Below are 24,708 nucleotides of genomic sequence, written 5' to 3' on the forward strand. Positions count from 1 at the left end.
CCATGGCGAAGCGCGATTATTACGAAGTCCTGGGGGTGTCGCGCGAGGCGACGCATGTGGAGCTCAAGTCGGCGTTCCGCAAGCTGGCGATGAAATGGCACCCGGACCGCAACCCGACCGACACGGACGCCGAGCATCGCTTCAAGGAAATCAACGAAGCCTACGACATCCTGAAGGACGAGCAGAAGCGCGCCGCCTATGACCGCTTCGGCCACGCCGCCTTCGAGCACGGCGGGGGCGCGGGCGGGCCGGCCGGTTTCGGCTCGGACTTCGCCAACACGTTTGCCGACATCTTCGACGACCTGTTCGGGGTCGGCGGGCGGGCGCGCTCGCGCGCCCCGGGCCGGGAGCGCGGCGCCGATCTCCGCTACAATATGGAGATTACGCTCGACGAGGCGTTCAAGGGCAAGAGCGCCCAGATCCGCATCCCCACCACGGTCGCCTGCGAGGCGTGCTCGGGCTCGGGCGCAGCCCCCGGCACCAGCCCGGTGCCCTGCCGCACCTGCGGCGGCGCCGGCCGCATCCGCCACCAGCAGGGCTTCTTCACGCTGGAGCGCACCTGCCCGACCTGCCAGGGCCGCGGCACGGTGATCGAGGATCCCTGCCAGGCCTGCGGCGGCGCCGGGCGGGTGACGCGCGAGCGCACGCTGGCGGTCAACATCCCGGCCGGCGTCGAGGACGGCACCCGCATCCGCCTTGCCGGCGAGGGCGAGGCCGGCATGCGCGGCGGCCCGAACGGCGACCTCTACATCTTCCTGTCGATCCAGCCGCACCCGTTCTTCCAGCGCGAGGGCTCCGACCTCTACTGCCGGGTGCCGATCTCGATGGTCACCGCCGCGCTCGGCGGCGAGTTCCAGGTGCCGACCATCGACGGCGGCAAGACCAAGGTGAAGGTGCCCGAGGGCACCCAGTCCGGAAAGCGATTCCGCTTGCCGGGCAAGGGCATGCCGGTGCTGCGCTCGAAGGCCTCCGGCGACATGTACGTCCAGGTGGTGATCGAGACGCCGCAGAAGCTGTCCAAGCGTCAGAAGGAGCTGCTGCAGGAATTCGACCGCGCCTCCTCCAAGGAGAACCATCCGGAGTCCACCGGGTTTTTCGCCAAGGTGCGGGATTTCTTCGACGGGATGCGCGAATAGAGGGGCCTTGCGGGGCCCCTTGCCTTGACCGACCGAAACGCTCGGTTTAAGCCTTTCGTCGCCTCGCCGGGCCGTCCGGAAACCGGTCATGCTCCAGAGAAATTTCAACGCGAAGAAGCCGCTGCGCCTCGACGACGAGGTGCGCTTTCTCCAGTCGTGGTTCCAGCGTCCGCTGATCACCGGCGCGGTGGCCCCCTCCGGCCGGGCGCTGGCGCGCGCCATGGCCGAGCAGGTCGACCTGTCGCGGCCCGGGGCGGTGATCGAGCTCGGGCCCGGCACCGGCGCCGTCACCGAGGCGCTGATCGCCCGCGGCCTGTCGACCGAGCGGCTGGTGCTGGTGGAGTTCAACGACCAGTTCTGCCGCCTGCTGGCCCGCCGCTATCCGGCCGCCACCGTGGTGCAGGGCGACGCCTACGCGCTGACACGGGCGCTGCAGCACCAGCTCACCGAGCCGGCCGCGGCGGTGGTGTCGTCGCTGCCGCTATTCACCAAGCCGCTGCCGCAGCGGCTGTCGCTGCTCGATGCCGCCTTCCGGCTGATGCATCCGGGCGCGCCCTTCATCCAGTTCACCTATGCGGTGGTGCCGCCGATCCCCAAGCATGCCGGCGACTATTCCGCCCATGTGAGCCCGCGGATCTGGATGAACGTGCCGCCGGCACGGGTCTGGGTTTATCGCCGCGGCTGAGCTAGAGTTTGCCCGACGCCAGCAACGCGCGTCACCGGCCGGCGCGCGGCAGAAGCCTGCCGCCGGCGTGCAAGCGGCGACAGCGGCCGGCTTGCGTATCGGCCGCCGGAACTGGCATCGAATATCGGGCTCGAAGATCGGCATCCAAGCGGACAGGGAGCGAAGGTCCATGATCGTAGCGGCTCGCGAACGCCTCATCGTCGCGCTCGACGTTCCGACGGTCGGCGAGGCCGAGGCCCTGGTCGAGACGCTCGCCGAATCGGCGGTGTTCTACAAGATCGGCCTGGAGCTGGCGGTGGCCGGCGGCATCGAGTTCGCCGGCGAGTTGGCGGCGGCCGGCTATCACGTCTTTCTCGATCTCAAGCTGCACGACATCGGCAATACGGTGGAGCGCGCCACACGGCGCGCCGCCGAGCTCGGCGTGTCCTTCCTCACCGTCCACGCCTATCCCCAGACCATGCGCGCCGCCGTCGCCGGACGCGGCTCCTCCGACCTGCGGATTCTCGCGGTCACCGTGCTGACCTCGTGGGACGACAGCGATCTCGCCGCAGCCGGCATCCAGGGCTCGGTGGCCGAGACCGTGGCGCGCCAGGCCGCCCAGGCCCGCGAGATCGGCATCGACGGCATCGTCTGCTCGGCGGCGGAGGCGGCCGCGGTGCGGGCCATCGTCGGCCCCGACATGGCGCTGGTGACGCCGGGCATCCGCCCGGCGGGTGCTGCGCAGGGCGACCAGAAGCGGGTGGTGGGGCCGGCCGCCGCCGTGCGGGCGGGGGCGGACTACCTCGTCGTCGGCCGGCCGATCATCGCCGCGCCCGACCCCAAGCGGGCCGCCGACGCCATCGTCGGCGAGATCGCGGCGGCCGCCGCGATCTGAGGCCGCGCTTCCCTTTCGCCGTCCTCGGGCGCGCGGCGAGACCCCGCGACCGCCGCCAGGACAGAGGCACCCCCTTCTTCTCGCGATGCCGAATGCGAAGAATCCCGGCGCCCGGCCGGGACGACGAAACGGCACCAATCTATCGGAGACGACGATGGCCAAGGGCTACTGGATCGCGCGGGTCGAGGTGAAGGACCCGTCGCTCTATGACGAATACCGCAAGCGCAACGCCATCGCCTTCGCCAAGTTCGGCGGCCGGTTCATCGTGCGTGGCGGGCCGTTCGAGGGGATGGGCACCTCCAGGTCCCACAATGTGGTGCTGGAATTCCCCAGCATCGAGGCGGCGAAGGCCTGCTACGCCTCGCCCGAGTATCAGGACGCCAAGCAGTATCTGCTGCGCGGCTGCGAGGTCGATCTGGTGGTCATCGAGGGCTATGACGGGCCGCAGCCCGGCTGATCTGCCCTGAAGCGACTTGACTCCGCCGGGCGCGTCGCGACAGTCCCGGACGTCAAGGCGGGAGGATGCGATGGCCGATCTGCGGCTGGTGGTGGTGGGCGCCGGCGGGCGCATGGGGCGTGCGCTCATTCGAGCGATCGAGGAGGCCGACGGCGTGACGCTGACCGGCGCGGTCGAGCGTCCGGGATCGCCGGCGCTGGGGCGCGATGCCGGCGTGCTGGCCGGGCTGCCGGCGCTGGGCGTGCCGGTGCTGGACGAGCCGCAGGCGGCGTTCGAAGGGGCGGACGGGGTGCTCGACTTCACCTCGCCCGAATCGAGCCTGCTGCACGCCGCGCTCGCGGCCGAAGCCGGCCTGTTCCACGTCATCGGCTCCACCGGCTTCTCGGCCGAGGAGGAGGCGGCGCTGGCGGCGCTGGCCGCGCGCACCGCGCTGGTCAAGTCCGGCAATATGAGCCTCGGCGTCAATCTCCTGGCGGCGCTGGTGAAGCGCGCCGCGGCGACGCTGGGCGAGGATTTCGACATCGAGATCGTCGAGATGCATCACCGCATGAAGGTCGATGCGCCCTCGGGCACGGCGCTGCTGCTCGGCAAGGCGGCGGCCGCCGGCCGCGGCGTCGACCTCGACGAGCGGGCGGTGCGCGGCCGCGACGGCATCACCGGCGCCCGGCACGCGGGCGACATCGGCTTCGCCGCGCTGCGCGGCGGCACGGTGGTGGGCGACCATGACGTGATCTTCGCCGGCCCGGCCGAGCGCCTGATGCTCGGCCACCGGGCCGAGGACCGCATGATCTTCGCGCGCGGGGCGCTGCGCGCCGCCGCCTGGGCGCAGGGCAAGCCGCCCGGCCTCTATTCGATGGCCGACGTGCTCGGCCTCACCGACTTCTGACAGCGACAAGGATTCCCGATGAGCGAGCGTCTCCTCGTGCTCTGCCGCCATGGCCAGAGCGACTGGAACTTGAAGAACCTGTTCACCGGCTGGAAGGATCCCGGCCTCACCGAGTTGGGCGTCGAAGAGGCCAAGGCCGCCGGCCGCAAGCTGAAGAATCTCGGCCTCGCGTTCGACATCGCCTTCACCTCGGACCTGTCGCGCGCCCAGGAGACGCTCCGCCTCGCTTTGGCGGAGATCGGCCAGCCGGAGCTCGAGACCATCCGCGACTGGCGGCTGAACGAGCGCGACTATGGCGATCTCACCGGCCTCAACAAGGACGACGCCCGCAAGAAGTGGGGCGAGGAGCAGGTGCATATCTGGCGCCGCTCCTACGACATCGCGCCCCCCGGCGGCGAAAGCCTGAAGGACACCGTGGCCCGCACCCTGCCCTATTACGTGCAGGAGATCCTGCCGCAGGTGCTACGCGGCAAGCGCGTGCTGGTCTCGGCCCACGGCAATTCGCTGCGCGCGCTGGTGATGGTGCTGGAGCGGCTGACGCCGGAAGGCATCCTCAAGCGCGAACTCGCCACCGGCGTGCCGATCGTCTATCGCCTCAATGCCGATTCGACGGTCGAGAGCTGGCAGGATCTCGCGGGCTGATACGGTTTCCGGCTGATCGGCTCGGCCTCTTCTTCCCTCTCCCCTTGCGGGAGAGGGAAAGAGAGCGCGGCCTCCTGCAAGCGGTTGTTCCGAAGGGATCAACCGGAAACCATATGATCGACGCCTGCCGCGGCGGCGAGCCGCCCGGCCTCCCAGCCCAGCATCGCGCGCTTCCTGGTCAGGCCCCAATGATAGCCGGTGAGCGCGCCGCCCTGGCCCACCACCCGGTGGCAGGGCACGACGAAGGCGACCGGGTTTCGCCCCACCGCCGCGCCGACCGCGCGCACCGCGGCGGGCTGCCCGATCGCCGCGGCGACGTCGGCATAGGTGGCAGCGCGGCCAAGCGGAATCCGCGCCAGCGTCTCCCACACCCGAATCTGAAAATCGGTGCCGATCAGCACCACGCGCAGCGGCGCCTCCGGCCGCCACGCCGTGGCATCGAAGATGCGCCGGGCGAGCGGCGCGGTGCGTGCCGCATCCTCCACCAGATGCGCTGCTGGCCAGCGGGCGCGCATGTCGGCGAGGGCTGACGCCTCGCCGCCGGCATCGGCGAAGGCGAGGCCGGCGAGACCGCGGGCGGTGGCCATCACCAGCGCCGCGCCGAACGGCGAGGGATGGACGCCGTACCAGACCGTGGCGCCGGCCCCGCCCTGCTTCCACTCGCCCGGCGACATCGCCTCGAAGCTGACGAACAGGTCGTGCAGCCGCGAGGGGCCGGACAGGCCGAGGTCGAGGGCCGCGTCGAACACATTGCCGCTTGCGGCCAGCACGCGCCGGGCGTGGTCGAAGGTCACCGCCTGGAGAAACGCCTTCGGCGTCAGCCCGGCCCAGCGCCGGAACAGGGCGTTGAGCTGGCGCACGTCGAGCCCGGCGGCATCGGCGATCGCCTCCGTCTCGGGCTGGCTCTTCCAGGCTTCGCTGATGAAGGCGATGGCACGGCGCACCGCCTCGTAATCGGCGGGATCGACGGCGGGATCGGGAGCGGTCGGCACGCGGTCGAGCATGGCGGTCTCCGGGGCCATCCTGGGAGGGACCATCCTGGCAAGCACGCGGACGCCGCGCCACCCGATTTCGCCGCCGATTGGCCGGGCCGGCTTCAACCGCTATAGAGGGGCGCCGTTCCCCGGACCGCGACATGCCGCGCAAACCCGTCCTCAAAGCAGCCCCCGCTGCGCCTGCGAAGCCCGGCGCCGTGCGCCCGGACCGCATGAGCGCCGACGAGATCGCCGAGCTGTTCCGCCGCTTCGCCGCCGCCAATCCGGCGCCGACCACCGAGCTTCACTACACCAACCCGTTCACGCTGCTGGTGGCGGTGGTGCTGTCGGCGCAGGCGACCGATGCCGGCGTCAACAAGGCGACGCCCGCGCTGTTCGCCGCCGCCGACACGCCGGCCAAAATGGTGGCGCTGGGCGAGGACAAGGTGCGCGACCTGATCAAGACCATCGGGCTCTTCCGCACCAAGGCCAAGAACGTGGTGGCGCTGTCGGAACAGCTCGTCGCGCACCATGGCGGCGAGGTGCCGCGCGAGCGCGCAGCCCTGGAGGCGCTGCCGGGCGTCGGCCGCAAGACTGCGAACGTGGTGCTGAACACCGCCTTCGGCGAACCGACGATCGCCGTCGACACCCACCTGTTTAGGGTGTCGAACCGGCTCGGCCTCGCCCCCGGCAGGACGCCGCTGGCGGTTGAGGAGGAACTGCAGCGGGTGGTGCCGGACGCCTTCAAGCACAACGCCCACCACTGGCTGATCCTGCACGGGCGCTACGTCTGCAAGGCCCAGAAGCCGGACTGCCCGCGCTGCCTCGCGCGCGACCTCTGCCGGTTCCCCGACAAGACGGGGTGAGGATCGGGCTTGGGGCTTGCGGCCTCTTACGGTTTCCGGTTGATCCCTTCGGGATACCGGAAACGATCTCGCCGAAAAATCCTTGATCGGATGAGGATTTTTCGGCGATCGGAATACGGTTCTCCGGCCTGATCGGCCGGAAACCGTATCAGATCACCTTCGCGGCGATCACGAAGCCGGCCACCACGATCAGCGCCAGCACCGCCGTCACCAGCCCCAGCCGACGCTCAATGAACCCGCGCGCCTCGAGGCCCCACCGGTTGATCAGGAAAGCGAGGAAATAGAAGCGCAGACCGCGGGTGATCAGCGACAGCACGATGAAGGATGCGAGGTCGTAGCCGGAAAAGCCGGAGGCGATGGTCACCAGCTTGTAGGGGATCGGCGTCAGCCCCTTGATCAGGATGATCCAAGCGCCCCACTCGGCATAGGCGGCGCGGAAGGCCTCCAGCTTGTCGCCATAGCCGTAGAGCGACACGATCCACTGGCCGACCGAATCATAGAGCAGCGCGCCGATGGCGTAGCCGGCGATGCCGCCCAGCACCGAGGTGACGGTGCACACGAAGGCCAGGAACCACGCCCGGTCCGGCCGGGCGAGCGCCATCGGCACCAGCATCACGTCCGGCGGCACCGGGAAGAACGAGCTCTCGGCAAAGGATACAGCGCCCATGTACCAGGGCGCGGATTTCTTCTCGGAGAGAGCGATGACGGCGTCGTAGAGGCGGCGAAGCATGGCGGGCCAAATCGGGTGGGAACGGAGCGGCCCCGCGATACACCGGGCGGGCGGCGCCGGCTACCCTGCCGCCCGGCCCGCGCGCGCCTGATAGCGGCGATTCAAGACATCGGCGTGTCCGGCCGGTGGCACGTTCCGGGCCGCGGGCGTCAAATTGTGAAGTCCTCGCCGCTGCGGTCGCGGCCGAGACCCGCGGCCTCGGCCTGCCGGCAGAGGTCGTCCAGCGTGGTGGCGCTGAGCCGATCGCGGGCACCGGCCGCGGCCTCCGCCAGCACCGGCGTGACGATCCGCTCGATCAGCGCCGATGGCGGCAGGCCGTCGGGCTCGGCGCGCTCGGCGGCGGCCAGGATATCGGCGAGCCGGATGCGCCGGCGCTCGCGCGCCAGCGTGTAGCCGCCATGCGGGCCGCGCGTGGCGGCGAGAAAGCCTTCGCGCACCAACGCCTGCAGCAGGGGCTCGAGCGCGCGCGCCGGCAGGCCAAGCCGGGCGGCAACCGCCTTGCCGGGCACCGCGGCGCCGCGCGCATGGAGGGCCACGTCGAGCACGGCGGCAACCGCGAGATGGGCCCGGCGCGACAAGAGGCGCATGGCGGATCCTTCAGGCGCACCCGGAACCGACGCCGGTCGAGCCGAAGCCGCCGGCGCCGCGGACGGTAGCGGGGAGTTCATCGACCGGCACCAGCCGGGCCTGCGTCACCGCCGCCACAACAAGCTGGGCGATGCGGTCGCCGCGGGCGATGGTGAACGGCGCCGCGCCGAGATTGACCAGGATCACCGCCACCTCGCCGCGATAGTCGGAATCGATGGTGCCGGGCGCATTGAGCACGGTGACGCCATGCTTCAAAGCGAGCCCCGAGCGCGGGCGCACCTGGCCCTCGAAGCCGGGCGGAATCGCCATCTCGAGCCCGGTCGGCACGGCAATGCGGGCGCCGGGCTGCAACGTCAGCGGCGCATCAAGCGGCACGGCGGCGAGAAGGTCGAGCCCGGCCGCGCCCTCGGTGGCGTAGGCCGGCAGCGGCAAGCCCTCGGCGTGCGGCAAGCGGCGGACGGCAAGCTCGATCATCATGCACCCTCGCCCAACTGTGCCGCGATGCGCGCCACGAGGCGGCGCGCCACCTCGTCCTTGGACAGATCCGGCCAGCTCTCGACGCCCGCCGCCGACACCAGATGCACGCGATTGCGCTCGCCGCCCATCACGCCGGATTCGGGCGAGACGTCATTGGCGACGATGAGGTCGCAGCCTTTTCGCTTAAGCTTGGCCTTGGCGTGGTCGAGCACGTGCTCGGTCTCGGCGGCGAAGCCGATGACGAGCGGCGGCCGGCTTATGCTGCGCGAAATGGTGGCGAGGATGTCGGGGTTCTCGACCAGCGCCAGGGCCGGCGGGCCGTCGCCGGTCTTCTTGATCTTCTGGCCGGCATCGCGCGCGACGCGCCAATCGGCGACCGCCGCGGCGAACACCGCGGCATCGGCCGGCAGCGCCGCCTCGCAGGCGGCCAGCATCTCGCGGGCGGTCTCGATGTGGACGACATCGACGCCGTCGGGGTCGTCGAGCCGCACCGGCCCCGAGACCAGGGTGACGCGGGCGCCAGCGGCGGCGGCGGCGGCGGCGATGGCGTGGCCCTGTTTGCCCGAGGAATGATTGGCGATGTAGCGCACCGGGTCGATCGGCTCGCGGGTCGGACCGGAGGTGACCAGGATGTGCCGCCCCTTGAGCGGGCCGGGCTCTGGCGCGAGCTGCGCCATCACCGCCTCGACGATCTCCGGCGGCTCGACCATGCGGCCGAGCCCGCTCTCGCCGCGCTCGGCCATCGCGCCCATCGCCGGCCCCAGCACCGCGACGCCGCGCGCCTTGAGCGTCGCCACATTGGCCTGGGTGGCGGGGTGCGCCCACATCGACGGGTTCATCGCCGGCACGATGAGGATCGGCCGGTCGGTGGCGAGCAGCGCGGTCGAGGCGAGGTCGTTGGCGAGGCCCAGCGCCATTTTCGCGATGAAGTCGGCGGTGGCGGGGGCCACCACCACGAGGTCGCAGTCGCGCGCCAGCTTGATGTGGCCGACATCGTGCTCGTCGGTGAGGTCGAACAGTTCGCTAAACACCCGCTCCGCCGACAGCGTGCCGACGGTGAGCGGGGTGACGAATTCCGCCCCCGCCCTGGTGAGGATGCAGCGCACCAGAACGCCGCGCTCGCGCAGGCGGCGGATCGCCTCCAGCACCTTGTAGGCGGAGATGCCGCCGCCGATGACGAGGAGAACGCGCTTGGCGGGGGCGGAGGACGTGGCGGACACGGGGGAATTTCCGGGCTAGGCGGACCAGGGGTCGATGATGTCGAGGCCGACACCGTGGAAGTCTTTCACATTGCGGGTCACCATGGCCATGCCGTTGGCGCGAGCGATGGCAGCGATGCCGGCATCGAAGAGCGCAATCGGTCGGCCGAGCTTTCCCCGGCTGGTGAAAATGTCAACGTAATGGACCGCTGCCAGAGAATCGAATGCCAGGATTCGGCCGTGGAACCGATCCGAGAACATGATTCCCGCGCGTGCGGCCAGGACGTCGCGGCGCGCGCCGTGCGGCATCTTGGCGATGCCGAGCAGAATTTCACACTGGGTGAAGACCGCGATGAACAGGTCATTGCGGCTTATCGCATCGACCCACTCGAAGACCCGTGGCTCCGGCGCCGGGCGCATCAGCTCGGAGACCACATTGGTGTCGAGCACGAACATCAATCGAAGGTCGGCGGCTCGCGACCGGGTTCGCGCGGCGGCAGGTCGAGCTCGACACCCCCGAGCGGCGCAAACAGCCGATGAATGGCGGAGGCAAGGCCGGTCTCGGGCTCGGCCAGAGCGCGGGTCAGCAACTGCCGCGCCTCCTCCTCCATCGAGTGGCCGCGCTCGGCCGCGCGGCGGCGCAGCCGCGCCTTCACCCCGGCGTCAAGGCCGCGGATGGTCAGGCTGGCGGTGCGGCGCGCGCCGGCTTTCCCGGCAGTCGTCTTGCCGGCGGTCGTCTTGCCGGCGGCGCGCGATCTCGGTGTGGCGGACGTTTTCGGCATGCCGGAAGTATAGGCAGCGCCGGCAATGCCAGCAACGCCCTCACCCCAGCTTCAACACCAGCACGGCCAGGAGGGCGGCGAGCAGCGCGGCGATGATCCAGGCCGCCGCGGCGAGCGAGCGGTTGCCGCGCCCCTCGGCGCGGCCGATCGCCTCGACCGTCTCCGGCGCCAGCACGAAGCCGGCGCGGGTCAGTTCGTCGGCGCGGCGGGTGATGATTGCGGCCCGCGTGAGCAGGTCCGGCACCGCGCCGACGAAGCGGCCGACGCCGATCGCGCCTTCGGTGACGTCTTCCACCCGCCCGACCGGGCCGAGATTGCGGGCGATCCACTCCTTCACCACCGGCGCGGAGGCCGACCACATGTCGAATTTGGGGTCGAGCGCGCGGGCCACGCCCTCCACCACCACCATGCTCTTCTGCAGCAGCAGCAGCTCGGGCCGGGTGCGCATGCCGAACAGCGCGGTGATCTCGAACATCAGCGTGAGCAGCTTGGCCATCGAGATCTGGTCGGTCGAGCGGCCGTGGATCGGCTCGCCGATGGCCCGCACCGCCTGGGTGAAGGCCTCCACCGGATGGATGTCCGGCACGTAGCCGACCTCGAAATGGATTTCGGCGACGCGGCGGTAGTTGCGCACGATGAAGCCGTGCAGCACCTCGGCGAGGAAGCGCTGCTCGGTGTCGCCGAGCCGGCCCATGATGCCGAAATCGACGGCGACGATGCGGCCCTGCTCGTCGACGAACAGATTGCCGGGGTGCATGTCGCCGTGGAAGAAGCCGTCGCGCATGGCGTGGCGCAGGAAGCTCTGCATCAGCGCGCGGCTGATGGCCTTGAGGTCGTGGCCGGCGGCAAGGAGCGCCGCCTGATCGGACAGCTTGATGCCGTCGATCCATTCCTGCGTCAGCACGCTGCGGGCGGTGCGGTCCCAATCGACATCCGGCACGCGGAAATCGGCGTCCCCGGCGGTGTTCTCGGCCATTTCGGAGAGGGCGGCCGCCTCCAGGCGGAAGTCCATCTCCATGACCACCGAGCGGGCGAGCGTCTCGACGGCGGCGACGAGGCGCAGCCGCTCGCCTTCCTTGCTGTTGCGCTCGCCGAAGCGGGCGAGGAAGAAGAAGTCGTCGAGGTCGCGCTGGAAGCGCCGCTCGACGCCGGGGCGCAGCACCTTCACCGCCACCGCGCGGCGGCTGCCGTCCGGCAGCAGAACCGCGGCACGGTGGACCTGGGCGATGGACGCCGCGGCCACCGGCGGGCCGAACTCGACGAACAGCGTCTCGACCGGCGCGCCCAGCGCACTCTCGATCACCCGGCGCGCCTCGTCGGTGCCGAAGGGGGCCATCCGGTCCTGGAGGTTCTCCAGGTCGCGGGCGAGTGCCGCGCCGACGATGTCGGGCCGCGTCGCCAGGAACTGGCCGAACTTGACCCAGGACGGCCCAAGCCGGGTGAGCGCCGCCGACAGCCGCACGTCGGCGCCGCCGGCATTGCGGCGCTCGATCAGCCGTCCGAACGCGACGACGAAGCGCAGCACCGGCGGCAGCGACTGGGGATCGATGATGGCGAAGACGCCTTCGCGCGCGCAGATGAAGCCTGCGCGGGCGAGGCGGGCAAAATGGCCAATGGCACGCAACACGAGATCAGGGCTTTCAGAACAGATCGATCGTCAGATCTTCCAGGCGGAATGCAGCGCCACGACGCCGCCGGTCATCGGCGTCGCCGACACGCGCTCGAAGCCGGCCGCGGCGATCATGTCGGAGAACACGGCGCGGTTGGGGAAGCGGCGGATCGACTCGACGAGATACTCGTAGGGCTGGGCCTCGCCCACCACCATCCGGCCGATGCGCGGGATCAGATGGAAGGAATAGAAGTCGTAGATCTTGTCGAGGCCCGGCACGTCGACATTGGAGAATTCCAGGCACAGGAAGCGCGAGCCCGGCTTGAGCACCCGGTAGGCCTCGGCCAGCGCCCGGTCGATGCGCGGCACGTTGCGGATGGCGAAGGCGATGGTGTAGCCGTCGAACTCGCTGTTCCCGAACGGCAGTTCCTCGGCATTGCCCTCGACGAAGGTCACGCGGTCATCGATTCCGCGTTCGCGGGCGCGCTCCTCGCCGACCTTCAGCATCTCGGGATTGATGTCGCACACCGTGGAGGTGACGGCAGGCCCCGCCCCTTCGACCACCCGGAACGAAATGTCGCCGGTGCCGCCGCCGACGTCGACCAGCCGGAACGGCCGGCTCGACTTGGGCGCCGCCAGCGTGTTGACCATGGCGTCCTTCCACAGCCGGTGGAGGCCGCCGGACATCAGGTCGTTCATCAGGTCGTAGCGCCGGGCGACGGTGGCGAACACGTCGTCCACCAGCGCCTGCTTCTCGGCAAGCGGAACCTCTCTGAATCCGAAATGGGTCGCTTCCGTATCGCGAAGCGTATCGCCGCCGGCCATCTGTCCTACCACCCTGCTCGAAAAACCGTCCCTGCTCGAAGCGGCGCGGACCATAGCCCAGCGCCGCCCTGCGCGCTATCTCATTGGCGTCCATCGGGCAAGGATCGCCGCAACGGGAACGCCGCCCACCGCCGGCGGGAGAATCGCCAGGGATCCCAGCCCTTTGGGCCGGCGGGGCGCGGTTTCGCAGGGTCTGCCCTGCCGGTTTCGCATCAGCGTGCCTGCCCGCGTGCGGTGTTTCCCGCAAGCCTCGTTCCTGAAAGGTTCCATGCCCGAACTGCCCGAAGTCGAAACCGTGCGCCGCGGCCTGCAGCCGGTGCTGGAGGGTGCCCGCATCACCGCCGTCCGGCTGGGCCGGGCCGACCTGCGCCTGCCGTTTCCGCCCGGCTTCGCCCGCCGCCTCGCCGGCTGCCGCATCGATGCGCTGGGCCGCCGGGCGAAATACCTGCTGGCCGACCTCGACAGCGGCGAGGTGCTGGTGATGCACCTCGGCATGTCCGGCTCGTTCCGCATCGAGGCCGAAGCGGTGGGCATCTTCCACCATCCGCGCAACCGCGACCCGGCCCACGACCATGTGGTGTTCGAGCTCGCCTCGGGCGCCCGCGTCACCTACAACGACCCGCGCCGGTTCGGCCTGATGACCTTGGTCCCGCGCGCGGAGCTTGAGAGCCACAGGCTGTTCGCCGGCCTCGGGCCGGAGCCGCTCGGCAACGCCTTCTCGGCCGCGACGCTGGCCGAGGCCGCCCGCAACCGAACGACCAGCCTGAAAGCGCTGCTGCTCGACCAGCACGTGATTGCCGGGCTCGGCAACATCTATGTGTGCGAGGCGCTGCATCGGGCCGGCCTGTCGCCGCTCAATGCCGCCGCCACGCTGGCAAACGCATCCGGGGCGCCGACGGCTGCGGCAACGCGGCTCGCCGGGGCGGTGCGCGAGGTACTGGCCGAGGCGATCGCCGCCGGCGGCTCGTCGATCGCCGACCATGCCCGGCCGGACGGCAGCCTCGGCTATTTCCAGCACGCCTTCCGCGTCTATGACCGCGAGGGCGAGCCCTGCCCGCGCCCGCGCTGCCGCGGCATCGTGCGGCGCGAGGTGCAGGCGGGACGCTCCACCTTCTTCTGCCCGGCCTGCCAGCGCCCAAGCCGCTGAGGGCCTGCCGGCGAGGGTCTCTTGGCTTGCCTCACCGTCCCCCGACCAACGGACGAGACGCCGCGCGGTTGCGTGAGCGGTGCCATTCGGTAACCTCCCGGCAAACACCCCGGGAGGACCAGATGAGCTACGAGACCCTGATCGTCGAGACCCACGGCCGCGTGGGGCTGATCACGCTGAACCGGCCGCAGGCGCTGAACGCGCTGTGCGACCAGCTCACCAGCGAACTCGACGCGGCGCTGACGGCGTTCGATGCCGATCCCAATATCGGCTGCATGGTGCTCACCGGCTCGGCCAAGGCGTTCGCGGCCGGCGCCGACATCAAGGAGATGCAGTCGCGCCAGTTCCCGGCGACCTTCCTCGACGAGTTCCTCAACTGGGGCGCCATCGCCAAGAAGCGCAAGCCGATCGTCGCCGCCGTGGCCGGCTACGCGCTCGGCGGCGGCTGCGAGATCGCCATGATGTGCGACGTGATCATCGCCGCCGACAATGCCAAGTTCGGCCAGCCGGAGATCAAGCTTGGCGTGACGCCGGGCGCGGGCGGCACCCAGCGCCTCACCCGGCTGGTGGGCCGCGCCAAGGCGATGGATCTCTGCCTCACCGGCCGCATGATGGACGCGGCCGAGGCCGAGCGGGCGGGGCTGGTGTCGCGCGTGGTGCCGGCGGCGGAGCTTCTCACCGTGGCGCTGGATGTCGCCGCCACCATTGCCGCCATGCCGCTCGCCGCGGTGCTGGCGGTCAAGGAGTGCGTCAAGCGCGTCGACGAGGTGTCGCTGGAGGAGGGGCTGCTGTTCGAACGGCGGGCGTTCCATTCGATGTTCGCCACCGCCGACCAGAAGGAAGGCATGGCGGCCTTCGCCGAAAAGCGCGCAGCGCAGTTCCAGAACAGGTGAGGCGCTTCGGGCGGGCGAGCGGCCGGCGGCGTAAGCCGGTGCCCCGCCCGGGACGGTCGTCTACTCGCCGAGCATCATCTCGACGGCCGAGATCGCCCCTTCGAGATCGGCGATCTTGCGCAAGGTCTTGTCGCTCGGCAGCGTATCCGTCTGCGCGCACTGCAGCAGCAGTTCCCGCTGGGCTTGCTTGAGCCGATCGAGCAGCGCCTGCAACTGTTCGTTCATGGCATTCCACCTTTCGGGCGCCGGTCTCCGAGGCCTTTGCTCCGGAGACGGCGAAGAGGCGTCCGTACATGCAGCCGTTCGCCGCGGCAACAGCCTTCCCGCGCCCTTTCCAGTTAATTTCCGTGCACCAGATGGCCAATTGGGAATTGGCCGCCACGGCCCGGCGGTTCACACCAGCGCGGAGGCACATCGATGAGACGGCGCGGCGCAGGCGGAGTCCACTTGGTCAGCATCTTGACCGGCATCTTGGCCGGCGTCCTCGGGCTCGGCCTGTCGGCCGGCCTCAACCCAGGCGCGGCGCAGCAGGCGCCGATGTCGTTCTTCGTCACCAGCGCCGGCCTGGGCGATGGCGCCAATCTGGGCGGCCTCGAGGGGGCCGATGCCCATTGCCGCGCGCTGGCCAAGGCGGCCGGTGCGGCCGGCGAGACTTGGCGGGCGTATCTCAGCACCACCGCGCCGGGCGGCGCGGCCGGCATCAATGCCCGCGACCGCATCGGCAACGGGCCGTGGGTGAACGCCAAAGGCGTGGTGGTGGCGCGAAACCTCGACGAGCTGCATTCGCCCGCCGTCAACATCACCAAGGAGACGGCGCTGACCGAGACCGGCCAGACCGTCAGCGGCCGGGGCGATGCCGTCAATCTGCACGACATCCTCACCGGCTCCGACCCGCAGGGCCACTATTCGACCGCGGGCGGCGATACAACCTGCGGCAACTGGACGAAGAACGGCGAGGGCTCGGCGATCGTGGGCCACCACGACCGCATCGGCCTGACGGACTCCCGGCACATGACCTCGTGGAACTCCTCGCACGGCACCCGCGGCTGCAGTCAGGAGGCGCTGAAGGGCACCGGCGGCGCCGGCCTGTTCTATTGCTTCCTTGCCCAGTGAACGTGCGGCCGAGTGAGTTCCGGGGGTGAACCTTCGGCCGTCCGGACCTTCCCGGCTTCACGCCCGCCCTGGCGAAGGCAGCGTTCGCGCCTACATGAAGGACATGTCACCGCTGACCGCCCACTCCTGGTTCGCATCCTGGTATTCCTGGCGCGCCTCGCTTGAGGCGACCGTGGCCGGGGGGGTGTCGGGCGTCGGGCTGCTCACGCTGTTTGCCGCGATCCACGGCACGCATTTCGACGGCGCGACCCTGTTCTTCATGCTGGGCGTCGCGCTGCCGGTGGCGCTGGTGGTGGCGGCACCGGTCGGCTTCGTGATCCTGCCGCTCGCCCGGCTGCTGCTCGACCGGATCGAGGCCTACACCGCCGGCCGGCTGGTGATGGTGGGCGCCGCCTCCGGTTTCGTGCTGCCGCTCATGGTGGCGTGGCGTTTCCGCTCCGGCTTCGTCACCGGAAGCTGGATACTGACGATCATCTTCGTTCTGGCCGCCACCGCAGGCGGCGCCATCGGCGCGCTGGCCTTCCACGGCCGAATGGCGCGACACCGGCCTTGATACGGCCTACGGTTCTCAGGCCTGTGGGCCGGAAACCGTATGATCCAATCAGCCGAGCGCTGTTTTCGGGAGCACGGAATGCGTCTTCGCATCGCCCTTATCCTTGCCCTGTCGATGACCGCCGGTCCGGCGCCGGCTTCGGGCCCGCATGACGGGCAATGGGAAGTCGCGGTCGAGGTCCAGCGCGGCGCGTGCGACCAGGGCTTCGTCTTCCCGATCCAGGTGGAGGACGGCGCCATCCGCTATGTCGGCGAGATCGACATCACCGCCACCGGCAAGGTGGGCCGCGACGGGCGGCTCAATGTCCGCTTCACCCGTCAGGCGGAGTCGGTCAGCGTGTCGGGGCGGCTGACGGGCGGCAGCGGCAGCGGGGTGTGGACCGCGCCCTCGCGCGACTGCGCCGGCCGCTGGCAGGCGCGAAGGCTCTGACCGGCGCGGCTTGGCGCCGGCTCGTCCGCCAGCTCATGCGCCGGTTGCTCGGGCTGAAGCCCGTCTGCGAGGGCTCCGGCCGCACGCGCGAACATGTTGCGATGGTTAAGTTTACGTTCAAATAATACGGCATCCCGCCACCGCGCACAGCGCGAATTCCATGAAAATCTGCGTAAACCCTTGCGCTTCCCACACTCCGAAACGCGCAATTCCCGGTTCATTTGAAATTTACGATCGGCATGTAGGGTTGAAACCGAGCGAGCGATGGCGCGCTCGCCCATGATCTCTTTGCGCAGCAAGCAATTGTCAGGGTGCAGATGACCAACAATCGTACCTTTGTGCGGATCCAGACCGGCGGCCGCATTTCCACGACCGGAAAGATCTTCGCTGACTCGCGCAGCCCGACGATCGATTGCACGGTCATCGATCTCAGCGCGCGCGGCGCCTGCCTCGACGTGCATGGCACGGTTGAAATCCCCAAGCGCTTCACCTTCCTGCATGGCGGTCTCAAGAAGAGCTGCCGGATCCTGTGGCAGAAGGGCCGGCGGATCGGCGTGTCGTTCTGACGCCAAGTCGGCCACCTGAAGTCAAGTCGGCCGCCTGACGCCAATTCGGCCGCGCCGGCGCAGCCGCCGGGCCTCCAACTCGGAAAACGTCGAGGCCGCCGATCCGCTGCCAGCGGGCCGGCGGCCTCGAAGTGTTGATCTGCCGCGTCCCGGCGCCGCCCGCCCCACTGGCCTGCCGCCGCGGCATCCTGCATAATTGATTGACCTTGGTCGGACCCGCGCGCAGGCGGGTGCGACGTTTTGGCATGGACCGGTGCCATTCCCGCCATAGAGAAGCACGCACATGAGCCGCATTCCCGATTTCACCCGAGTTGCGTTCCAGGACGCCCCCCTGCCGGCCGTCGCGGCGACGGGCGAGCCGTGGCTGACGCCCGAGGGCATTCCGGTGAAGAGCGCCTACGGCCCTGCGGATCTGGCCGGGCTCGACTTCCTCGACACCTGGCCGGGCCTGCCGCCCTATGGGCGCGGGCCGTATCCGACCATGTACGTCAACCAGCCCTGGACGGTGCGCCAATACGCCGGCTTCTCGACGGCGGAGGACTCCAACGCCTTCTACCGCCGCAACCTCGCCGCCGGGCAGAAGGGCCTGTCGGTGGCGTTCGATCTCGCCACCCATCGCGGCTATGATTCGGACCATCCGCGCGTCTCGGGCGACGTCGGCATGGCGGGCGTGGCGATCGACTCGATCTACGACATGCGCACGCTGTTCGCCGGCATCCCGCTCGACCAGATGAGCGTGTCGATGACCATGAACGGCGCGGTGCTGCCGATCATGGCGCTCTACATCGTCGCGGCCGAGGAACAGGGCGTGCCGGCCGAGAAGCTCGCCGGCACCATCCAGAACGACATCCTCAAAGAGTTCATGGTGCGGAACACCTATATCTATCCGCCCCTGCCCTCGATGCGGATCATCTCCGACATCTTCGCCTTCACCTCGGCCAACATGCCGAAGTTCAACTCCATCTCGATCTCCGGCTACCACATGCAGGAGGCCGGGGCGACGCAGGATCTCGAACTGGCCTATACGCTGGCCGACGGCGTCGAATACATCCGCGCCGGGCTCGAAGCCGGGCTGACCGTGGATGCGTTCGCGCCGCGCCTGTCGTTCTTCTGGGCGATCGGCATGAACTTCTACATGGAAGTCGCCAAGATGCGGGCGGCGCGCCTGCTCTGGGCCAAGCTCGTCAAGCAGTTCAACCCGCAGAGCCTGAAGTCGCTCCCCTTGCGCACCCATTCGCAGACCTCCGGCTGGTCGCTCACCGCGCAGGACGTGTTCAACAACGTCATGCGCACCGCCATCGAGGCGATGGCGGCGACCCAGGGCCACACCCAGTCGCTGCACACCAATGCGCTCGACGAGGCCTTGGCGCTGCCGACCGACTTCTCCGCCCGCATCGCCCGCAACACCCAGCTGTTCCTGCAGCAGGAGAGCGGCACCACCCGCATCATCGATCCGTGGGGCGGCTCGTTCTATGTCGAGCGGCTGACCGCCGACCTGGCCAAGCGGGCGTGGGAGCACATCCAGGAGGTCGAGGCGCTGGGCGGCATGGCGAAGGCCATCGATGCCGGCATCCCCAAGCTGCGCATCGAGGAGGCGGCGGCCAAGACCCAGGCCCGCATCGATTCCGGCGCCCAGACCGTGCTTGGCGTCAACAAGTACCAGGTGGCCGACGAGAAGCCGATCGACGTGCGCAAGGTCGACAATTCGGCGGTGCGCACCATGCAGATCGACAAATTGAAGAGGCTGCGCGGCGAGCGCAACGAGGCGGCGGTGGCCTCGGCCCTCGACGCGCTGAGCCACGCCGCGTCCGACCGCGCGAAGGGCAATCTGCTGGCGCTGGCGGTCGAGGCCGCGCGGCAAAAGGCGACGGTGGGCGAAATCTCCGACGCCCTGGAGCGGGTGTGGGGCCGCCACCACGCCGAGATCCGGGCGATTTCCGGCGTCTACAAGCGCGAGGCCAAGAAGATGGACGACAAGATCGCCCGCATCCAGCGCCGGGTCGAGGCCTTCGAGGCCGAGGAGGGCCGGCGCCCGCGCATCCTGGTGGCCAAGGTCGGCCAGGACGGCCACGATCGTGGACAGAAGGTGATCGCGTCGGCCTTCGCCGACCTCGGGTTCGACGTCGATATCGGCCCGCTGTTCGCCACCCCGCAGGAGGCGGCGCGGCAGGCGGTGGAGAACGACGTCCACATCATCGGCGTGTCGTCGCTCGCCGCCGGCCACCTGACGCTGGTGCCGGAGGTGAAGGCGGCGCTGGCCGCCGAGGGCCGCAGCGACATCATGGTGGTGGTGGGCGGCGTCATCCCGCCGCAGGACTTCCCCGCGCTTTATGAGGCTGGCGCCGCGGCGATCTTCCCGCCCGGCACCGTGGTGGCCGACGCCGCCGAAAGCCTGCTGGAGAAGCTCGCCGCCCAGCTCGGCCATCTGCCCAAGCAGGCGGCGAAGTAATCGCGGCAGCGGCGCGGTCTTCCCTCTCCCCCAAGGGGAGAGGGAAGAAACACTCCTCACCGCGCGCCCGCCTGCTCGTTCTGCCGCTCCTCCAGCACCGTGCGGGCATGGCGCACCACATGGTCGGCGACCACGGCGTGGCCTTCCGCCGTGGGGTGGAAGGCGCCGCCATAGAGCGCGGCATAGACCGGCTGCAGCACATCGAAGGGCGAGATGTCCTCGCGGTGGGTGTTGGCGGTGAGAAACGCGTCGTTGGGCGTGTGGAACAGCCGCCAGCGCTTGCCATAGGGCAGCGCCGCCGCGGGCGAATAGGGCACGAACTCGCCGCTCGACAGCGACCGGCGCGGCACCGCCATCATCGCCTGATCGATCTGCAGGCGCTGCGGATCGCGCGCGCACAGGCCGCGCCGGCCGAAGGCGGCGAGGTGATCGCCGACCAGATGGAAGCCGGTGCCGGCGCCGGTGGCGAGATCGAGCGGACAATCCGCTCCCCTGGAACTGGTGATGCAGCCCAGGCGCTGCGCCAGCTTGGCATGGAACGCCGAGACCTCGCGCAGGCGCTGCCGGCTGAGCCGCAGATTGGGCGCGACGTCGAGGCCGAGCGCCGGAAGGCTGCCGCAGAGCTGGCCGGTCTCGTCGAACTGCAGCGGCTCGTAATGGGTCTGCACCACCCGCGCCGGGGCGACGCCGAAGCCGTCGCCCAGCGCCTGCTTCACCGCCTGCAGCCGCTCGTCGAGCGCTTCGAGATAAATGTCGGCGACGCTCGGCGGGAAGCGGATCTCGTGTCCGACCCACACCGCGATCGGCGCAACGTCGGCGGCGCTCTCGGTCACCGAATAGAGCGCGAGCGAGGAGAAGCCGACGTCATTGCCGCCGATCGACAGCAGCACGAGATCGATCGGCCGCTTCAGCGCCGCGCGCGCGCACCAGCTCAGGGTCACCGGCTCGACGCCGATCTCGGGCGAGCCGCGCCGGAACACCGGCAGGCGGTAGGTCGCGCGCTCCGAGCGCGGCCCGGCGCACATCAGCTCGGCGAGCTGGTCGAACTGCGGCGGCACGCGGGCGCCGCCCGGCTCGGAGAAGCCCTCGCGCGCCGCACGCGGCAGGAACAGGCCGTCGGTGACCTCCGAGCCGGTGCAGGCGAGGCTGATCAGCGTCACCGCGCGACGGCGGTTCTCCAGCGCGAGCTCGAGGCCGACCCGCATCGGATAGCCATAGAGCGAGCGGTGGCAGTCCGGGCTCAGCCAGCGGGCGCCGGCCCGCTCGAAGGCACGGTTGAACTCACGCGAGGCGAGGCGGAAGGCGGCGTCGCGGTCCTCGTCCTCCATCCGGCGGCGCGGCAGGGTCTTGGGATCGAAATCCGGCGCCACCGACGCCAGCCCGAAGGTCTGGACCGGCGCGAGCTTCTTCTTCAGCGCCGCGATGTCGTCGCGCAGCAGCGTCGGGTCGTAGACCATCTCGCGCCGGGCGCTGAACACCACCGGCCGGTCGGGATTGCTGTCGCCGGAGGCGAACGAATCACCCAGCGCGACGATCAGCAGATCCTCCACCACCACGTCGGGATCGGCGAGCACCTGCCCGGTCGGCAGCGTCACCGACACCGACACGCCCGACTCCGCGGCATCGGGCGAATAGGGCACGCGGGCGATCACCAGCGGCACCTTGCAGGCCTGCCGGCGAGTCTCGACCCGGCCGCCGGGGCGGCGCGGCTGCCACGTCCAGGTGCAGGCGCCCTTGGGCTCGGCGGAATTGGCTTCGGCGGAATTGACCTCGGCGAGGCGCGCCGGCGACAACCGCACCTGCACGGTGTGCGCCTCGGGCAGGACGTAGCTCTCCGTCGCCGTGCCCCACGAATACTGGCGCTCGCAGGTCTGGCCGTAGCGGCGCGGGCGGACGTCGCGATCGTAGCAGGTGTCTTCGAACACCTGCGCCGCCCAGCCGAGACGCGACGCCTCGTAGCGCGCCCGGGCGGTCGCCTCGCAGGTGGCGGGGGTCGTCGGGTTGGCGCAGTCGGGGTCGTTGAGCCGGCGCTCGGTGCGCCAGACGATATCGGCCGGCAGCCGCGCCGTGCCCTTCACCGCATTGAAGGCGCGTTCGTGCAGCGCGAAGGCCGCGGGCTTGCGGAACAGGCGGAACGGATTTTCCACCTCCCACACCAGATCGCCCGCTGCGGAAGCGGGCGCCATGTGCGCCAGCGCGCAGGCCAGCGTCAGACACAGCGAAGAGACGGATAGACGCATGCGATACCTTCCGGCTGGTCCGCGATCGGCGGTCTCGGGACAGGTTCCCGCGGCCGCCGCTTGCCGCCGGCCCTATGGGAACCCGGCGGGCGGAGCCTATCGCGGTCTTGATCGTGAGGCGACCCTCGGCCTCACCACAGCTTCACCGTCCCGCTCGTCCTTTGGGGACGCTTGGAAACCGGCCGTCCCCGCGCCTATATCCTGAGGTCGGAAAACGAGGGGGACGGCATGGCCGGCGATACCGAGGACAGGATCTTCATCGGCCGGAGCGTGCCGGCGAAGGGCGACAAGGCGGCCGACCAGTATCTGACGCTGAAGTTCGGCAACCGCCACGGCCTCGTCACCGGCGCCACCGGCACCGGCAAGACGGTGTCGCTGCAGGTGCTGGCCGAGGGCTTCTCGCGCGCCGGCACGGCAGTGTTCGCCGCCGACATCAAGGGCGACCTTTCCGGCATCGCAGCACAGGGCGAGCCGAAGGACTTCCTGGTCGAGCGCGCCAAGGCGGTCGGCCTCGACGGCGGCTGGCAGCCCGACGAGTTCCCGGTGACGTTCTGGGACCTGTTCGGCGAGCAGGGCCACCCGATCCGCGCCACCATATCGGAGGTCGGCCCGCTGCTGCTGGCGCGGCTGATGGACCTCAACGACACCCAGGAGGGCGTGCTCAACATCGCCTTCCGGGTGGCGGACGATGACGGCCTGCTGCTGCTCGACCTGAAGGATCTGCGGGCGCTGCTCGGCCATATCGCCGAGCGGGCGGGTGAACTCACCACCGAATACGGCAACGTCACCAAGCAGAGCATCGGCGCCATTCAGCGCCAGCTGCTGGTGCTGGAGAACCAGGGCGGCGCCAAGTTCTTCGGCGAACCGGCGCTGTCGATCAAGGACCTCATCCGCAAGGACCGCGACGGCCGCGGCATGATCAACCTGCTCGCCGCCGACCGGCTGATGAACTCGCCGCGGCTCTACGCCACATTCCTGCTGTGGCTGCTGTCCGAACTGTTCGAGGAACTGCCGGAGGTCGGCGATCCCGATACGCCCAAGCTGGTGTTCTTCTTCGACGAGGCGCACCTTTTGTTCGACGACGCGCCCAAGGCGCTGCTCGACAAGATCGAGCAGGTGGTGCGGCTGATCCGCTCCAAGGGCGTCGGCGTCTATTTCGTCACCCAGAACCCGCTCGACGTGCCGGAGAGCGTGCTGGCACAGCTCGGCAACCGGGTGCAGCACGCGCTGCGCGCCTTCACTCCGCGCGACCAGAAGGCGGTACGCACCGCGGCCGAGACCTTCCGGCCCAACCCCAAGCTCGACACCGCCCAGGTGATCATGGAGATGGGCAAGGGCGAGGCGCTGGTATCGATGCTGGAGGGCAATGGCGTGCCCGGGATCGTGCAGCGGACGCTGATCCGGCCGCCGGCCGGGCGCATCGGCCCGATCACGGCGCAGGAACGGGCGGCGATCCTCGGCCGCAGCCTGCTGCGCGGCAAGTACGACACGGCGATCGATTCCGAATCCGCCTATGAGGTGCTGAAGGGGCGGGCCGGCGAGCGCGCGGCCGAGCGCAATGGCGGCCGGTCCGGCGCGCCCACCAGCGTCCCCTCCGGTCCTTGGGGCGGCCAGCCGGCCCCGCAACAGCCAAGCGAGGCGCCCTCTTCCGGCGGAGGACTGGGCGGCATTCTCGACAGCATCTTCGGCGGCGGTAAGCCGGGACCGCGCGGCGGCCGCCCGGCGGGCCGCGCCAGTGTCACGGAAGTTGTAGCCAAGCAGGTGGCCCGTTCGGTGGCCAGCCAGGTCGGCACCCAATTGGGCAAGGCCATCCTGCGGGGCGTGCTGGGCGGCATGCGACGTTAACGCGGCGCGATTACCGTTAAGGCTGCCTAATTGCGGCGCAAGCATAACAGTTGCGCACAACCTCCCGGCTGGGTAAGAAGGGGCTGCGGCATTCCGCGTCGGTACCGTGCCTGCAGGGCGGGGCCACGCGGAACCCCAGCCCCTGGCGCCCTGCGACGAAACCGACTCGACGATGAAACTGATCCTGTCCGCCCACGTGCTCGTGGTCGACCCCGACCCCCAGACCCGGCACGAGACCGGCGAAGCGTTGCGCTTGCTCGGAATCCAGCGGATCACCGAGGTGGGAACCCTTGAAGAGGCCAGCGCGGCTTTCGACGCCGCGCGGGTCGATGTCGCCGTCGTCAGCGGCGTCGGCGGCCCCGATGGCGAGCCGCTCGCCGGCCAGCCGCGCCAGTTTCCAGCGGCACCAGGACGCGATCTCAACGCGCCGTCGATTCTCCTGCTCGCCGACCCGGTGCGCAGCGACATCCGCGCCGCCAACGCCGCCGGCTACGATGCCGTGGTGCCGCTGCCGCTGGTCCCGCGCACGCTCTACCGGCGGATCGGCTCGCTGATGCAGCGGGCGCGCCGGCAGGAGCGGACACGCCCGCCGGCCGGCTTCCCCGGCGGCCCGGTGATGCTGCCGGCCGCGGCCGAAGCCAAGGAATGAAGCTAAGGAATGATGCGGTTTCCGGCCCACGCGGCCGGATTTTCGTATGACAGCTTCAATGATTTGCGAGCGGCGCCCGGCCGGCGCGCCGCAA

27 protein-coding genes are annotated in these 24,708 nt (G+C 70.0%); 16 read left to right on the forward strand and 11 right to left on the reverse strand.

Going from position 1 to position 24,708, the window contains the following annotated elements:
- The first annotated feature begins 2 nt into the window (after positions 1-2).
- The 6 genes from dnaJ (at position 3) to BLTE_RS14490 (ending at position 4,680) form a co-directional block, all read left to right on the forward strand.
- Positions 3-1,136, forward strand: a complete 1,134-nt coding sequence (gene dnaJ / locus BLTE_RS14465) for a molecular chaperone DnaJ (RefSeq protein WP_126402225.1) — start codon at positions 3-5, stop codon at positions 1,134-1,136.
- An 88-nt stretch (positions 1,137-1,224) separates the two neighbouring features.
- Positions 1,225-1,821 (forward strand): class I SAM-dependent methyltransferase, encoded by a 597-nt coding sequence (locus tag BLTE_RS14470; protein ID WP_126401359.1) that lies wholly within the window; start codon positions 1,225-1,227, stop codon positions 1,819-1,821.
- A gap of 169 nt (positions 1,822-1,990) precedes the next feature.
- Positions 1,991-2,695 (forward strand): orotidine-5'-phosphate decarboxylase, encoded by a 705-nt coding sequence (pyrF, locus tag BLTE_RS14475; RefSeq protein WP_126401360.1) that lies wholly within the window; start codon positions 1,991-1,993, stop codon positions 2,693-2,695.
- A 154-nt stretch (positions 2,696-2,849) separates the two neighbouring features.
- Positions 2,850-3,152: a DUF1330 domain-containing protein gene (locus tag BLTE_RS14480; RefSeq protein WP_126401361.1), complete on the forward strand. Its 303-nt coding sequence runs from the start codon at positions 2,850-2,852 to the stop codon at positions 3,150-3,152.
- A 70-nt stretch (positions 3,153-3,222) separates the two neighbouring features.
- Positions 3,223-4,038 (forward strand): 4-hydroxy-tetrahydrodipicolinate reductase, encoded by an 816-nt coding sequence (gene dapB, locus BLTE_RS14485; protein WP_126401362.1) that lies wholly within the window; start codon positions 3,223-3,225, stop codon positions 4,036-4,038.
- An 18-nt stretch (positions 4,039-4,056) separates the two neighbouring features.
- On the forward strand, positions 4,057-4,680 hold the full coding sequence (locus tag BLTE_RS14490; RefSeq protein ID WP_126401363.1) for a 2,3-bisphosphoglycerate-dependent phosphoglycerate mutase: 624 nt from the start codon (positions 4,057-4,059) through the stop codon (positions 4,678-4,680).
- A gap of 98 nt (positions 4,681-4,778) precedes the next feature.
- Here BLTE_RS14490 and BLTE_RS14495 read toward each other — a convergent pair whose 3' ends face one another.
- Entirely contained in the window at positions 4,779-5,684 is a 906-nt protein-coding gene (locus tag BLTE_RS14495) for a methylated-DNA--[protein]-cysteine S-methyltransferase (protein WP_244600236.1), read from the reverse strand.
- Between the two features lie 131 nt (positions 5,685-5,815).
- On the opposite strand from BLTE_RS14495, the gene nth reads away from it, so the two are divergent.
- A complete protein-coding gene (gene nth / locus BLTE_RS14500) occupies positions 5,816-6,520 on the forward strand; it encodes an endonuclease III (RefSeq protein ID WP_126401365.1) in 705 nt (234 codons plus the stop codon).
- A 148-nt stretch (positions 6,521-6,668) separates the two neighbouring features.
- Here nth and BLTE_RS14505 read toward each other — a convergent pair whose 3' ends face one another.
- The 8 genes from BLTE_RS14505 to ubiE form a co-directional block, all read right to left on the reverse strand.
- The gene (locus BLTE_RS14505; protein ID WP_126401366.1) at positions 6,669-7,250 is read right to left on the reverse strand and encodes a YqaA family protein; all 582 of its coding nucleotides are present in this window, start codon (positions 7,248-7,250) and stop codon (positions 6,669-6,671) included.
- 149 nt (positions 7,251-7,399) lie between these two features.
- Positions 7,400-7,837, reverse strand: a complete 438-nt coding sequence (locus BLTE_RS14510; protein ID WP_126401367.1) for an RrF2 family transcriptional regulator — start codon at positions 7,835-7,837, stop codon at positions 7,400-7,402.
- Positions 7,838-7,847: 10 nt separating this feature from the next.
- Positions 7,848-8,315 (reverse strand): dUTP diphosphatase, encoded by a 468-nt coding sequence (dut, locus tag BLTE_RS14515; RefSeq protein WP_126401368.1) that lies wholly within the window; start codon positions 8,313-8,315, stop codon positions 7,848-7,850.
- Positions 8,312-9,535, reverse strand: coding sequence for a bifunctional phosphopantothenoylcysteine decarboxylase/phosphopantothenate--cysteine ligase CoaBC (coaBC, locus tag BLTE_RS14520; protein WP_126401369.1), 1,224 nt, complete (start codon positions 9,533-9,535; stop codon positions 8,312-8,314). Before coaBC ends, dut begins: the two co-directional genes overlap by 4 nt.
- Before the next feature lie 15 nt (positions 9,536-9,550).
- Positions 9,551-9,970 carry a type II toxin-antitoxin system VapC family toxin gene (locus BLTE_RS14525; protein WP_126401370.1) on the reverse strand — a complete coding sequence of 140 codons (420 nt, stop codon included), beginning with the start codon at positions 9,968-9,970 and terminating at the stop codon, positions 9,551-9,553.
- Entirely contained in the window at positions 9,970-10,296 is a 327-nt protein-coding gene (locus tag BLTE_RS14530) for a FitA-like ribbon-helix-helix domain-containing protein (protein ID WP_425290277.1), read from the reverse strand. The genes BLTE_RS14525 and BLTE_RS14530 overlap by 1 nt, the downstream gene beginning before the upstream one ends.
- Positions 10,297-10,336: 40 nt before the next feature.
- The gene (gene ubiB, locus BLTE_RS14535) at positions 10,337-11,923 is read right to left on the reverse strand and encodes a 2-polyprenylphenol 6-hydroxylase (RefSeq protein WP_126401371.1); all 1,587 of its coding nucleotides are present in this window, start codon (positions 11,921-11,923) and stop codon (positions 10,337-10,339) included.
- 30 nt (positions 11,924-11,953) lie between these two features.
- Entirely contained in the window at positions 11,954-12,730 is a 777-nt protein-coding gene (gene ubiE, locus BLTE_RS14540; RefSeq protein ID WP_126401372.1) for a bifunctional demethylmenaquinone methyltransferase/2-methoxy-6-polyprenyl-1,4-benzoquinol methylase UbiE, read from the reverse strand.
- A gap of 268 nt (positions 12,731-12,998) precedes the next feature.
- Between ubiE and mutM the strand changes: the two genes are divergently transcribed.
- Both mutM and BLTE_RS14550 read left to right on the forward strand, forming a co-directional pair.
- The gene (mutM, locus tag BLTE_RS14545) at positions 12,999-13,877 is read left to right on the forward strand and encodes a bifunctional DNA-formamidopyrimidine glycosylase/DNA-(apurinic or apyrimidinic site) lyase (protein WP_126401373.1); all 879 of its coding nucleotides are present in this window, start codon (positions 12,999-13,001) and stop codon (positions 13,875-13,877) included.
- A gap of 122 nt (positions 13,878-13,999) precedes the next feature.
- Positions 14,000-14,770, forward strand: coding sequence for an enoyl-CoA hydratase (locus tag BLTE_RS14550; RefSeq protein ID WP_126401374.1), 771 nt, complete (start codon positions 14,000-14,002; stop codon positions 14,768-14,770).
- 60 nt (positions 14,771-14,830) lie between these two features.
- Here the strand turns inward: BLTE_RS14550 and BLTE_RS18265 are convergent, their stop codons facing one another.
- On the reverse strand, positions 14,831-14,995 hold the full coding sequence (locus BLTE_RS18265) for a hypothetical protein (RefSeq protein ID WP_165439200.1): 165 nt from the start codon (positions 14,993-14,995) through the stop codon (positions 14,831-14,833).
- Between the two features lie 222 nt (positions 14,996-15,217).
- Between BLTE_RS18265 and BLTE_RS14555 the strand changes: the two genes are divergently transcribed.
- The 5 genes from BLTE_RS14555 (at position 15,218) to scpA (ending at position 19,880) form a co-directional block, all read left to right on the forward strand.
- Positions 15,218-15,883 (forward strand): hypothetical protein, encoded by a 666-nt coding sequence (locus tag BLTE_RS14555; protein WP_126401375.1) that lies wholly within the window; start codon positions 15,218-15,220, stop codon positions 15,881-15,883.
- Between the two features lie 103 nt (positions 15,884-15,986).
- Positions 15,987-16,436 (forward strand): hypothetical protein, encoded by a 450-nt coding sequence (locus BLTE_RS14560; RefSeq protein WP_126401376.1) that lies wholly within the window; start codon positions 15,987-15,989, stop codon positions 16,434-16,436.
- A 78-nt stretch (positions 16,437-16,514) separates the two neighbouring features.
- Complete coding sequence (locus tag BLTE_RS14565) at positions 16,515-16,865, forward strand: hypothetical protein (RefSeq protein WP_126401377.1); 351 nt, start codon at positions 16,515-16,517, stop codon at positions 16,863-16,865.
- A gap of 317 nt (positions 16,866-17,182) precedes the next feature.
- A complete protein-coding gene (locus BLTE_RS14570; RefSeq protein WP_126402227.1) occupies positions 17,183-17,431 on the forward strand; it encodes a PilZ domain-containing protein in 249 nt (82 codons plus the stop codon).
- 283 nt (positions 17,432-17,714) lie between these two features.
- Complete coding sequence (gene scpA / locus BLTE_RS14575) at positions 17,715-19,880, forward strand: methylmalonyl-CoA mutase (RefSeq protein ID WP_126401378.1); 2,166 nt, start codon at positions 17,715-17,717, stop codon at positions 19,878-19,880.
- A 56-nt stretch (positions 19,881-19,936) separates the two neighbouring features.
- Here scpA and BLTE_RS14580 read toward each other — a convergent pair whose 3' ends face one another.
- Entirely contained in the window at positions 19,937-22,120 is a 2,184-nt protein-coding gene (locus BLTE_RS14580; RefSeq protein ID WP_126401379.1) for an SGNH/GDSL hydrolase family protein, read from the reverse strand.
- 228 nt (positions 22,121-22,348) lie between these two features.
- On the opposite strand from BLTE_RS14580, the gene BLTE_RS14585 reads away from it, so the two are divergent.
- Together BLTE_RS14585 and BLTE_RS14590 are read left to right on the forward strand one after the other, a co-directional pair.
- Positions 22,349-23,965 carry a helicase HerA-like domain-containing protein gene (locus BLTE_RS14585; protein WP_126401380.1) on the forward strand — a complete coding sequence of 539 codons (1,617 nt, stop codon included), beginning with the start codon at positions 22,349-22,351 and terminating at the stop codon, positions 23,963-23,965.
- A 172-nt stretch (positions 23,966-24,137) separates the two neighbouring features.
- Positions 24,138-24,614: an ANTAR domain-containing protein gene (locus BLTE_RS14590; protein WP_126401381.1), complete on the forward strand. Its 477-nt coding sequence runs from the start codon at positions 24,138-24,140 to the stop codon at positions 24,612-24,614.
- Positions 24,615-24,708: the final 94 nt, after the last annotated feature.

This window comes from Blastochloris tepida (genome assembly GCF_003966715.1).
GTDB lineage: Bacteria > Pseudomonadota > Alphaproteobacteria > Rhizobiales > Xanthobacteraceae > Blastochloris > Blastochloris tepida.

Bases quoted from the DNA above. Each gene is read 5' to 3' on its own strand.
- ubiE (WP_126401372.1), bottom strand. From the start codon at position 12,730: ATGGCCGGCGGCGATACGCTTCGCGATACGGAAGCGACCCATTTCGGA.
- pyrF (WP_126401360.1), top strand. From the start codon at position 1,991: ATGATCGTAGCGGCTCGCGAACGCCTCATCGTCGCGCTCGACGTTCCG.
- BLTE_RS14525 (WP_126401370.1), bottom strand. From the start codon at position 9,970: ATGTTCGTGCTCGACACCAATGTGGTCTCCGAGCTGATGCGCCCGGCG.
- BLTE_RS14550 (WP_126401374.1), top strand. From the start codon at position 14,000: ATGAGCTACGAGACCCTGATCGTCGAGACCCACGGCCGCGTGGGGCTG.
- BLTE_RS14490 (WP_126401363.1), top strand. From the start codon at position 4,057: ATGAGCGAGCGTCTCCTCGTGCTCTGCCGCCATGGCCAGAGCGACTGG.
- scpA (WP_126401378.1), top strand. From the start codon at position 17,715: ATGAGCCGCATTCCCGATTTCACCCGAGTTGCGTTCCAGGACGCCCCC.
- BLTE_RS14505 (WP_126401366.1), bottom strand. From the start codon at position 7,250: ATGCTTCGCCGCCTCTACGACGCCGTCATCGCTCTCTCCGAGAAGAAA.
- BLTE_RS14470 (WP_126401359.1), top strand. From the start codon at position 1,225: ATGCTCCAGAGAAATTTCAACGCGAAGAAGCCGCTGCGCCTCGACGAC.
- BLTE_RS14560 (WP_126401376.1), top strand. From the start codon at position 15,987: ATGTCACCGCTGACCGCCCACTCCTGGTTCGCATCCTGGTATTCCTGG.
- BLTE_RS18265 (WP_165439200.1), bottom strand. From the start codon at position 14,995: ATGAACGAACAGTTGCAGGCGCTGCTCGATCGGCTCAAGCAAGCCCAG.
- BLTE_RS14480 (WP_126401361.1), top strand. From the start codon at position 2,850: ATGGCCAAGGGCTACTGGATCGCGCGGGTCGAGGTGAAGGACCCGTCG.
- BLTE_RS14590 (WP_126401381.1), top strand. From the start codon at position 24,138: ATGAAACTGATCCTGTCCGCCCACGTGCTCGTGGTCGACCCCGACCCC.
- BLTE_RS14495 (WP_244600236.1), bottom strand. From the start codon at position 5,684: ATGCTCGACCGCGTGCCGACCGCTCCCGATCCCGCCGTCGATCCCGCC.
- dut (WP_126401368.1), bottom strand. From the start codon at position 8,315: ATGATGATCGAGCTTGCCGTCCGCCGCTTGCCGCACGCCGAGGGCTTG.
- mutM (WP_126401373.1), top strand. From the start codon at position 12,999: ATGCCCGAACTGCCCGAAGTCGAAACCGTGCGCCGCGGCCTGCAGCCG.
- nth (WP_126401365.1), top strand. From the start codon at position 5,816: ATGCCGCGCAAACCCGTCCTCAAAGCAGCCCCCGCTGCGCCTGCGAAG.
- BLTE_RS14585 (WP_126401380.1), top strand. From the start codon at position 22,349: ATGGCCGGCGATACCGAGGACAGGATCTTCATCGGCCGGAGCGTGCCG.
- BLTE_RS14565 (WP_126401377.1), top strand. From the start codon at position 16,515: ATGCGTCTTCGCATCGCCCTTATCCTTGCCCTGTCGATGACCGCCGGT.
- BLTE_RS14580 (WP_126401379.1), bottom strand. From the start codon at position 22,120: ATGCGTCTATCCGTCTCTTCGCTGTGTCTGACGCTGGCCTGCGCGCTG.
- BLTE_RS14570 (WP_126402227.1), top strand. From the start codon at position 17,183: ATGACCAACAATCGTACCTTTGTGCGGATCCAGACCGGCGGCCGCATT.
- dapB (WP_126401362.1), top strand. From the start codon at position 3,223: ATGGCCGATCTGCGGCTGGTGGTGGTGGGCGCCGGCGGGCGCATGGGG.
- BLTE_RS14510 (WP_126401367.1), bottom strand. From the start codon at position 7,837: ATGCGCCTCTTGTCGCGCCGGGCCCATCTCGCGGTTGCCGCCGTGCTC.
- BLTE_RS14530 (WP_425290277.1), bottom strand. From the start codon at position 10,296: ATGCCGAAAACGTCCGCCACACCGAGATCGCGCGCCGCCGGCAAGACG.
- dnaJ (WP_126402225.1), top strand. From the start codon at position 3: ATGGCGAAGCGCGATTATTACGAAGTCCTGGGGGTGTCGCGCGAGGCG.